The organism is Halomonas sp., from assembly GCF_033549285.1.
GTDB lineage: Bacteria > Pseudomonadota > Gammaproteobacteria > Pseudomonadales > Halomonadaceae > Halomonas.
The window spans coordinates 1-7,863 of the sequence record NZ_JAWSUJ010000135.1 but is presented as its reverse complement, the minus strand read 5'-3'; the positions used below and the strand labels follow the sequence as shown (position 1 = coordinate 7,863).

The window sequence follows — 7,863 nt, the reverse complement described above, 5'->3', positions numbered from 1 at the left end:
ACAGAAGAAAGCCGCGCTGGATGAGACCTATCTGGCGGACATTCTCGCGGTGTGATGGCTTTCATGCGTTTTCCCTGGCTGTTTCCTTTGCCTTCCGGCTGGCTCGTACTTTCTACTGACGGGCTGATGCCGCACCAGCTCCATCACATCAGAGGCTATCCATGACGACCCAAGACGCTCATAAGAAAGTGCGGGCCGGCACGCGCCTGGCGGTAACGCTCGCCCTGGTGGCGGTGCTCAGTGGCTGTGCGCTGCAGCCTGCTGGATTGTCACAGAGTGCCGGCTCGGTGGTGGCCGGCAGCGACCAGGGCAAGCCGGTGGATGCCAACCTCAGCGGCTTTCTCGACCAGGCACCGCCTGGCGCAGTCACCGACCTGGCCGAGAGCCCCTGGGGCGCCAATGTAATGGTCTCGGTCGAGGCGCCTTATTACGCCGCCAGTGGGCGCGTATGCCGGCAGATGCGTATCGAATCCGCGCGGGGGCCGGTCACCCCCCAGGTGGCGTGTGAAACCGCAGGTGGTGATTGGGTGGTACGCCGCCAGGTCACCCAGGCACTCGCCGCCCAGGGAGGTTCCCGCTGATGAAGGCTTCTACACGTTACTTTGGCCGCCTGACCCTTGCCCTGGGCCTGCTGAGCCTGCCGGCCCTCGCCGGCGCCCAGTCGATAAGCCTGCCCAGCGAGATCGTCCCGGAACAGCAGCAGCGCAGCAGCACCACGGGCGCGGAACAGATAGATGCTTCTCCACGGGCCAACTGGCGCGGTGAAGGCACTTATGGTCCCAAACTGCAGGGCCCCGTGCCCCAGCAGCAACTGGATGACAATGCCGAATCGCTGCCGCCGTTCGGTGCCAACCTCTTCGAGGGGGGCTTCCGTGGCACCATGGCCGATGGCCTGAACCCCGGCTATACCGTCAAGCCCGGCGACCAGGTCACGCTGCGCGCCTGGGGCGCGGTGGAGATCGACCAGGTCGCCACCGTGGATGCCCAGGGCAATATCTTCATTCCCTCCATCGGGCCGCTCAAGGTGCAGGGCCAGAACAGCCAGCAACTGGACGGCAGCGTGCGCTCGGCCATCAAGTCGGTCTACCCCGAGGGCGTGGAGGTCTACACCAACCTGCAGGGCGTACAACCGGTGGGCGTGTTCGTGACCGGCTATGTGGAGAACCCCGGGCGCTATGCCGGCACCCCCAGCGACTCGCTACTCTACTTCCTCGACCAGGCTGGCGGCATCGACAATGCCCTGGGCAGCTATCGCGACATCCGCGTGATGCGTGGCAGCCAGACCGTCGCCCGGGTCGACCTCTACGACTTCCTGCTCGACGGCAAGCTGCCCCGCCCGCAGTTCCGCGATGGCGACACCATCGTGGTGGAGGAGCGTGGCCCGGCCATCGCCGTGGTGGGCGACGTCAAGCGTGAATACCGCTACGAGCTCACCGGGCAGCAGCTCACCGGCACCGAGGTCACTCGCCTGGCGCGTCTCAACAGCGGCGTCTCCCACGTGCTGCTGCGCGGCACGCGAGCGGACGGCCCGTTCGCCGAGTACTACCCGCTAAGTGAGTTCTCCAGCCAGAGCGTATACAGCGGTGACGAGGTGCTGTTCAGCGCCGACGAGCGCAGCGAGACCATCGTCGTGGAGCTGGAGGGCAGTTACTTCGGGCCTTCACGTTATGCCCTGCCGCGCAACGCCCGCCTGGGCGAACTGCTCGACGCGGTTGCCGTGCCCAAGGAGATGACCGCGGTGCGCAGCGTCTCGCTCAAGCGCGAGAGCGTGCGCAAGCAGCAGGCCCAGTCGCTGGAGGACAGCCTGCGTCGCCTGGAGATGACCTATCTGGGCACGCCGGCACGCACCGACGACGAGGCCAAGAGCCGAGCCCAGGAGGCGCAGCTGATCCAGGACTTCGTCAAGCGCGCGCGCCAGGTCGAGCCCAGCGGCCGCCTGGTGGTGGCCCACGACGACCGCATCAGCGATATCCGCCTGCAGGACGGCGACGTCATCACCATTCCCGAGGTCAGTGATTCCATCCTGATCAGCGGCGAGATCGTGGTGCCCCAGGCGGTGGTCTACAAGCCCGACCTTACCGCCGAGGACTACATCGAAGGGGCTGGCGGCTACACCTCCCGCGCCAACGACGACCATATCCTGGTGGTGCGCCAGAACGGCGCCGTGGTCGATGCCGACCGCGCCAGCCTCCGCCCCGGCGACGAGATCCTGGTGATGCCCAAGGTGCCCACCCGCAACCTCGAGTTGGCCACCAGCATCACCCAGATCCTCTACCAGATCGCCGTGGCTACCAAGGTTGCCGTTGATCTCTAACCGGGCTTCGCCCGACCCGACTTCGTCGGGGGCTTGAAGCTTGAAGCTGGAAGTCACCCCAACCCCATAACTTGTGTGGGGTTATGCCGCGAAGCGGCATTCTTCCAGCTTCCAGGCGCGAAGCGCCGCTCTTCCAGCTTCCAGCTCCTGGTGTAGCCGGGCACTTCCAGCTTAAGACCGACGATGCCCAACTCCGAAAACGCCCCAGCCCGCCGCACTCCCTGGCAGGTCACCCGCAGCGTCTGGTACGCCATGTTCATGCGCGAGGCGATCTCGCGCACCATGGCCGATCGCATGGGCTGGTTCTGGATGATCGCCGAGCCCATGGCGTTCACCCTGATCATGGTGGCCATCCGCGGCTTCATCAGTGGTGATCGCTTTATCGTCAACGCCGAATTCATCCCCTGGATGATCACCGGCCTGATGGGTTTCTTCCTGATCCGCGAGGGCATGATGCGGGCCCTGGGGGCGGTGAATGCCAACAGCGCCCTGTTTGCCTACCGCCAGGTGCAGCCGGTCGATCCCGTGCTGGTGCGCAACGTGCTGGAAGGCCTGCTGCGAACCTTCATCTTCCTGTTGTTCATCGTCGGTGCGCTGATGCTGGGCACCGACATGGTGCCCGACAACGGCATTCGCGCCATGTTCTGGTGGCTCAGCCTGTGGGGGCTGGGCCTGGGGCTGGGGCTGGTTACCTCGGTGGCCGGTACCCTGGTGCCTGAGGTCGCTACCGTGGTGAAGATGATCAACATGCCGTTGCTGATTCTCTCCGGCGTCATCTTCCCGCTCAACAACCTGCCGCACTGGCTGCTCGAGTACCTGATGTATAACCCCATCGTGCATGGGCTGGAGCTGCTTCGGGTGAGCTTCTTCGAGGGGTACCAGGTAGTGAATGGCACCAGTGCGACCTATTTCTGGATGTTCACCCTGGCGACCCTCGCGATAGGGCTGCTGATGCATGTGCGCTTCAAGGAGAGGCTGAAGGCGAAATGATTCAGATAAACGGCCTCTACAAGCGTTACCTCAATCATCGTGCCAGTGCCTGGGTGCTCAAGGATATCAACCTGACCATTCCCAGAGGGGTCAGCGTGGGCCTGCTGGGGCGCAACGGCGCAGGCAAGTCGACCCTGCTGCGCCTGATTGCCGGGATGGACGCCCCCAATCGGGGAGAAATCCAGCGGCGCTGCCGGGTTTCCTGGCCGATAGGCCTTTCGGGGGGCCTGCAGGGTTCCATGACCGGCCGCCAGAACGTCAAGTTCGTGGCACGGGTTCATGGTGGGCGGCAGAACGAGGAGGAGATCATTCGGCGCGTGCAGGAGTTTGCCGAGATCGGCAAGGCCTTCGATCGTCCCGTTCGTACCTACTCCAGTGGTATGCGATCACGTCTCAACTTCGGCCTTTCGCTGGCGTTCGACTTCGACGTCTACCTATCCGACGAGGCAACCTCGACGGGGGACCGCGGGTTCAAGCAGAAGGCGACCAAGGCCTTCAAGGAGCGGGTAGGGCAGGCCAGCCTGATCATGGTCAGCCACAGCGAAGGCATTCTCAAGGACCTCTGTCAGGCCGGGGTGTATCTCAAGAATGGCCAGGCCACCTGGTACGACGATATCAACGATGCCATCGCCGCCTATCACGAGGAAACCGGTGGGTCAGCGAAACCCAGCCCTGCGCCCAAGGCCCCGCCAGCCGCTGACAAGCCGGAGAGCGAGCCAAGCAGCGAGCCGACCCTCGCCGAGGCACTGGCGCAGCTACGCCGTCGCAAGGTGGAATTCGACGCCGCCAGGGCAGCGCTGGAGCACTCCCGGGGCACGGGTGCCTCCGCTCAGGAAGTCAGCCGCCAGGAGGAGGCCATGGGTGTGGCGCGTGAACATCTGCATGCCGCCCGCCGCCAGGTTCAGCTGCTGCAGCCCACGCCGGATGACTGAACTCCGCGCAAAGCCCTCGCTTCTGCCTTCACCCGTCAATCAACCAATCCGAGCCCTTTTCCCATGAAAGGATTCATCAAGTCCCAGCCACACTGGGCTCTGGCCCTGCTGGCGATTGTGCTAGTCAGCCTCTACTGGTTCCTGTGGGCCGAGGATCGTTACCTCTCCCGTGCCACGGTGGTGTTGGAGAGCCCCCAGATCGCCCAGCCGGAGGTCAGTTTCTCCTCGATCCTCACCGGTGCGACAGGCGACAAGGACCTGCTGCTGCTGCGCGAGCATCTGCTCTCGGTGGACATGCTCAAGCGGGTTCAGGAAGAGCTCGATTTCCGTGGCCACTACGGTGAGCACGGCGATATCTTTGCCCGCCTGCGTGATCCCGAGGGTCCGATCGAGGACCTGCACCAGTACTACCTGCGCCGCGTCACGGTGGAAATGGACGAATACGCCGGGGTGCTAAATATCGAGGTGCAGGCCTACACCCCCGAGTTCGCTCACAAGATGGTGCAGCTGCTGCTGGAAGCCGGCGAAGCGCATATGAATGACATGGGCCAGCGCCTCGCCGAGGAGCAGGTAGCCTTCCTGGAGCGTCAGCTAGGTCGCCTGGAAGGCCGGCTGGACGAGGCCCGTGCCGATCTGCTCGCCTTCCAGAACAAGGAAGGCCTGGTCTCGCCCACCAGTACCGTGGAGAGCATCAACCAGGTGGTGGCCACCCTGGAAGGCGAACTGGCCCGTATCCAGGCCCAGCGCAAGGCACTCTCCAGCTACCAGAGCGTGCAGTCTGCCGATATGCGCCGGGTGCAGTCCGAAATCGAAGCCCTGCGTGAGCAGATCGAGAAGCAGCGCGACCGCCTGGCCCAGGCCACCGGCGAATCGCTCAACCGCATCTCCTCCCAGTACGAGACCCTCGAGCTCAAGGCCCAGTTCGCCCAGGAGACCTACTCCAGCGCCCTGGCCGCCCTCGAGAACACCCGCCTGGAAGCCGCCCGCAAGCTCAAGCAGGTCAGCGTGCTGCAGAGCCCGCTGTTCCCGGAGTATGCCACCAAGCCGGATCGGCTCTACAACGCCACGGTGTTCGCGATCGTGGTCATCTTCCTGGCATTCATCCTCAGCATGCTGGTGCTTATCATCCGAGACCACCGCGATTGAGTCGGCGCCGCGAAGCGGGGCTTACAAGCCCGAAGGGCGCTCTCTCTTTACACCTTACCCCTCACACCTCACATCACGCACAGGCCCATGACTGACGTAGAACTTCTGCAATCCTCCCCGCTGTTTGATCCACAGTGGTACCAGGAACGCTATCCCGATGTTCAGGCGGTGGAGCTCACGCCTGAACAGCACTTCCTGAAATATGGTTGGCGGCTGGGCCGCAATCCGGGCCCAGAGTTTTCTGTGCCGGCTTATCTGGAGACATATCCGGACATTCGCAAGGCGGGTGTCAACCCGCTGTTGCATTTCATCGAGCAAGGTCAACAGGAAGGCCGCCAGGTTCATCCAGTCAAGGAGCCGAGCATAGCAGACACGGCGCTACAGGCACCCTTTCACAGGGGGACTTCGTTAGGGCACTCATACGAGCCAATAAGCAAAAGTAGCGAAGGTGATCTTAAGCTAGCTAGCCAGCAGGATGTACTCAAGAAACAGCTTGAAAAGCAAGAGGAGCTAGAAGAAGAAAACCGAATGCTGCTTGAAACAATCCATGTGCTACAGGAAGAGCTGGAGGCCACCCACCAGCAAATACAGGCGTTGAGTCAGCGGAAGGTCCAGTCGGAGACAACCGAGCGCTTGAAGCAGATGGAAGTTCAGCATAAGGAACAGCAGCAAAAGCTGAAAGAAGAACAGCGTGCCTATAAGGAAGTTCTCTCACAGAAAATGAACCTGGCTAAGGAGTTGGAATCTCAGAAGGCGGCATTTCAGCAGAGTGCCGAGATAGAAGAAGAGAACCGTCTGTTGATTGATCAGCTTCATATGGTTCAGGAGGAACTAGAGAAAAGCATCCTTGCTGGAGAAGAAAAGAACCGACGCCTGAAAGAGTTGGAGGGTGAGCAATACCTCCTGCAGCAGCGCTTTAAGGAATCTTGATTACGTGTCGGGTCACGCGTGATTGAATACCCGCTTGGTAAATATCTCAGGACGCTTGTGCAGCCACTCCTTCATCGCGGCAATCGGTGATTGATGGTGCGGCGCCTTCTGAAGGATGTGGTTATTGTACAGCCAAGTGTACCGCTTGAGTGTCTGCTCCAGGTCCTCGCCTGAGTTATAACGCCAGGTCGCCAGCACGACGCTGATGCGGCTGTTGAACCGCTCCACCATACCGTTCGTCTGTGGCCTTCTAGGATTGACCAGGCGATTTTCGATACCAGGCCTGGCACTCCTGATCGAAGGTACTGCGGTGCTGGGCTTGAGCTCACCTGCCCGCGTGAAGCGATCGGTGAACGACTTGCCGTTGTCAGTTAGCACCGTCTGGATGGTGAAGGGAGCCTTCTCCTCCACGTGATTCATGAACGCCTTGGCATCCTTGGCGGACTGGCTGTGCCTGACCTCCAGATAGATCGAGCATATGACACGGTCGATGGCGACGTACAGGTAGCGTTTCTGCTCCTCGTCGGGCATCTGTGGCAGATTCTTGATGTCGATATGCACATACCCGGGCCAATAGTTCTTGAAGAGCTTGTGTCGGGGCTTGCCATCATCGCCGGCGCCCTGACGGGACAGTTCTGCCAGTGTCGGCACCTCGCGGCGCTTGAGCATGCGGTGCGGACCTGAGCGAGACAGTCGAGGGTTCAGAAATTCACGAGCGGCGATCATCACCCCATCTTGCTCGGACGTGAGCGTGGCCAGCAGGTTATGACGCGTGGGGGTCGATCATAGACATCGTCACGGTACCCAACGCTGAATGGTAGTGGTGGCGACGCCACACTGGCGGGTCAGCTCGCTATCCGTGATGCTGGAGGACGCCGCCTGGATTTCAGCACGGAGCTTTGGGGTTGTGATTGCCTGCTTATACAGTTTGATATTCATGAACCTGTTCCCGAATGAATTTCTGTAGAAGCTCTCTGACTGCCAGCAGAGGATAGCTCCTATAGCTCATTTGACCACCCGGGATCCTACATCTAACTAATAAATTTTAATGGAAAGTTATGGTTGGAGATGATTTTGAGTAAAAATATTAATATTTTGAAAGAAGCAAACCAAGCGTTCCGGGACAAGCGGTATGAGAAAGCATTAGAGATGTACGAACAGGCTGCCCATCTCTATGGAAAACGGATAGTTGAAATCAATATTCAGGTGTGTCTCAAATATCTGGGGCGCGAGAAGCATACTCGCCTAAAGTTTGATGAAATCACACAGTTGTTACTTGAAAACTCAGATAAAATAAAACTGAACGAAAAAGAAAGAACGCAGGCACTCATGCACTATGAGGAGTTGACCTCAAAAAAGTCAGAGACATTACCTGTAAAACCTGTCAATCCAGTTCCTTCAGACTGGCCTGAAGGGCTTGAGCTCGCTCCCCTTCCTGACGGGCCGAATGATTATGACTGGTATGTGACCTACCGCTAAGTGCCTAATCTAAAGTTTTCGTGCATAATGTGTGTAGGATACCTGACACGGACGGAACCATGGCAAGGCGCT

The 7,863-nt window shown here is 60.4% G+C and carries 7 protein-coding genes and 1 pseudogene; 7 read left to right on the top strand and 1 reads right to left on the bottom strand.

What is annotated here, in order from left to right:
* Positions 1-161 precede the first annotated feature (161 nt).
* From SCI24_RS19725 to SCI24_RS19700, 6 genes are all read left to right on the top strand, one after another.
* Positions 162-581, top strand: coding sequence for a DVU3141 family protein (locus SCI24_RS19725; protein WP_318727001.1), 420 nt, complete (start codon positions 162-164; stop codon positions 579-581).
* A complete protein-coding gene (locus SCI24_RS19720) occupies positions 581-2,314 on the top strand; it encodes a polysaccharide biosynthesis/export family protein (protein ID WP_318727000.1) in 1,734 nt (577 codons plus the stop codon). Before SCI24_RS19725 ends, SCI24_RS19720 begins: the two co-directional genes overlap by 1 nt.
* A gap of 183 nt (positions 2,315-2,497) precedes the next feature.
* Positions 2,498-3,304: an ABC transporter permease gene (locus SCI24_RS19715; RefSeq protein WP_318726999.1), complete on the top strand. Its 807-nt coding sequence runs from the start codon at positions 2,498-2,500 to the stop codon at positions 3,302-3,304.
* Positions 3,301-4,236 (top strand): ABC transporter ATP-binding protein, encoded by a 936-nt coding sequence (locus SCI24_RS19710; RefSeq protein WP_318726998.1) that lies wholly within the window; start codon positions 3,301-3,303, stop codon positions 4,234-4,236. The genes SCI24_RS19715 and SCI24_RS19710 overlap by 4 nt, the downstream gene beginning before the upstream one ends.
* A gap of 63 nt (positions 4,237-4,299) precedes the next feature.
* Entirely contained in the window at positions 4,300-5,382 is a 1,083-nt protein-coding gene (locus SCI24_RS19705; RefSeq protein WP_318726997.1) for a chain-length determining protein, read from the top strand.
* 87 nt (positions 5,383-5,469) lie between these two features.
* Entirely contained in the window at positions 5,470-6,312 is an 843-nt protein-coding gene (locus SCI24_RS19700; RefSeq protein ID WP_318726996.1) for a hypothetical protein, read from the top strand.
* A gap of 12 nt (positions 6,313-6,324) precedes the next feature.
* Here SCI24_RS19700 and SCI24_RS19695 read toward each other — a convergent pair.
* A pseudogene (locus SCI24_RS19695) lies at positions 6,325-7,251 on the bottom strand (IS481 family transposase).
* 123 nt (positions 7,252-7,374) lie between these two features.
* Here SCI24_RS19695 and SCI24_RS19690 point away from each other — a divergent pair.
* Positions 7,375-7,791 carry a hypothetical protein gene (locus SCI24_RS19690; protein WP_318726995.1) on the top strand — a complete coding sequence of 139 codons (417 nt, stop codon included), beginning with the start codon at positions 7,375-7,377 and terminating at the stop codon, positions 7,789-7,791.
* Positions 7,792-7,863: the final 72 nt, after the last annotated feature.

Excerpts from the sequence above, each read along its gene's own strand:
- SCI24_RS19725 (WP_318727001.1), top strand. The coding sequence starts at position 162 with ATGACGACCCAAGACGCTCATAAGAAAGTGCGGGCCGGCACGCGCCTG.
- SCI24_RS19720 (WP_318727000.1), top strand. The coding sequence starts at position 581 with ATGAAGGCTTCTACACGTTACTTTGGCCGCCTGACCCTTGCCCTGGGC.
- SCI24_RS19715 (WP_318726999.1), top strand. The coding sequence starts at position 2,498 with ATGCCCAACTCCGAAAACGCCCCAGCCCGCCGCACTCCCTGGCAGGTC.
- SCI24_RS19710 (WP_318726998.1), top strand. The coding sequence starts at position 3,301 with ATGATTCAGATAAACGGCCTCTACAAGCGTTACCTCAATCATCGTGCC.
- SCI24_RS19705 (WP_318726997.1), top strand. The coding sequence starts at position 4,300 with ATGAAAGGATTCATCAAGTCCCAGCCACACTGGGCTCTGGCCCTGCTG.
- SCI24_RS19700 (WP_318726996.1), top strand. The coding sequence starts at position 5,470 with ATGACTGACGTAGAACTTCTGCAATCCTCCCCGCTGTTTGATCCACAG.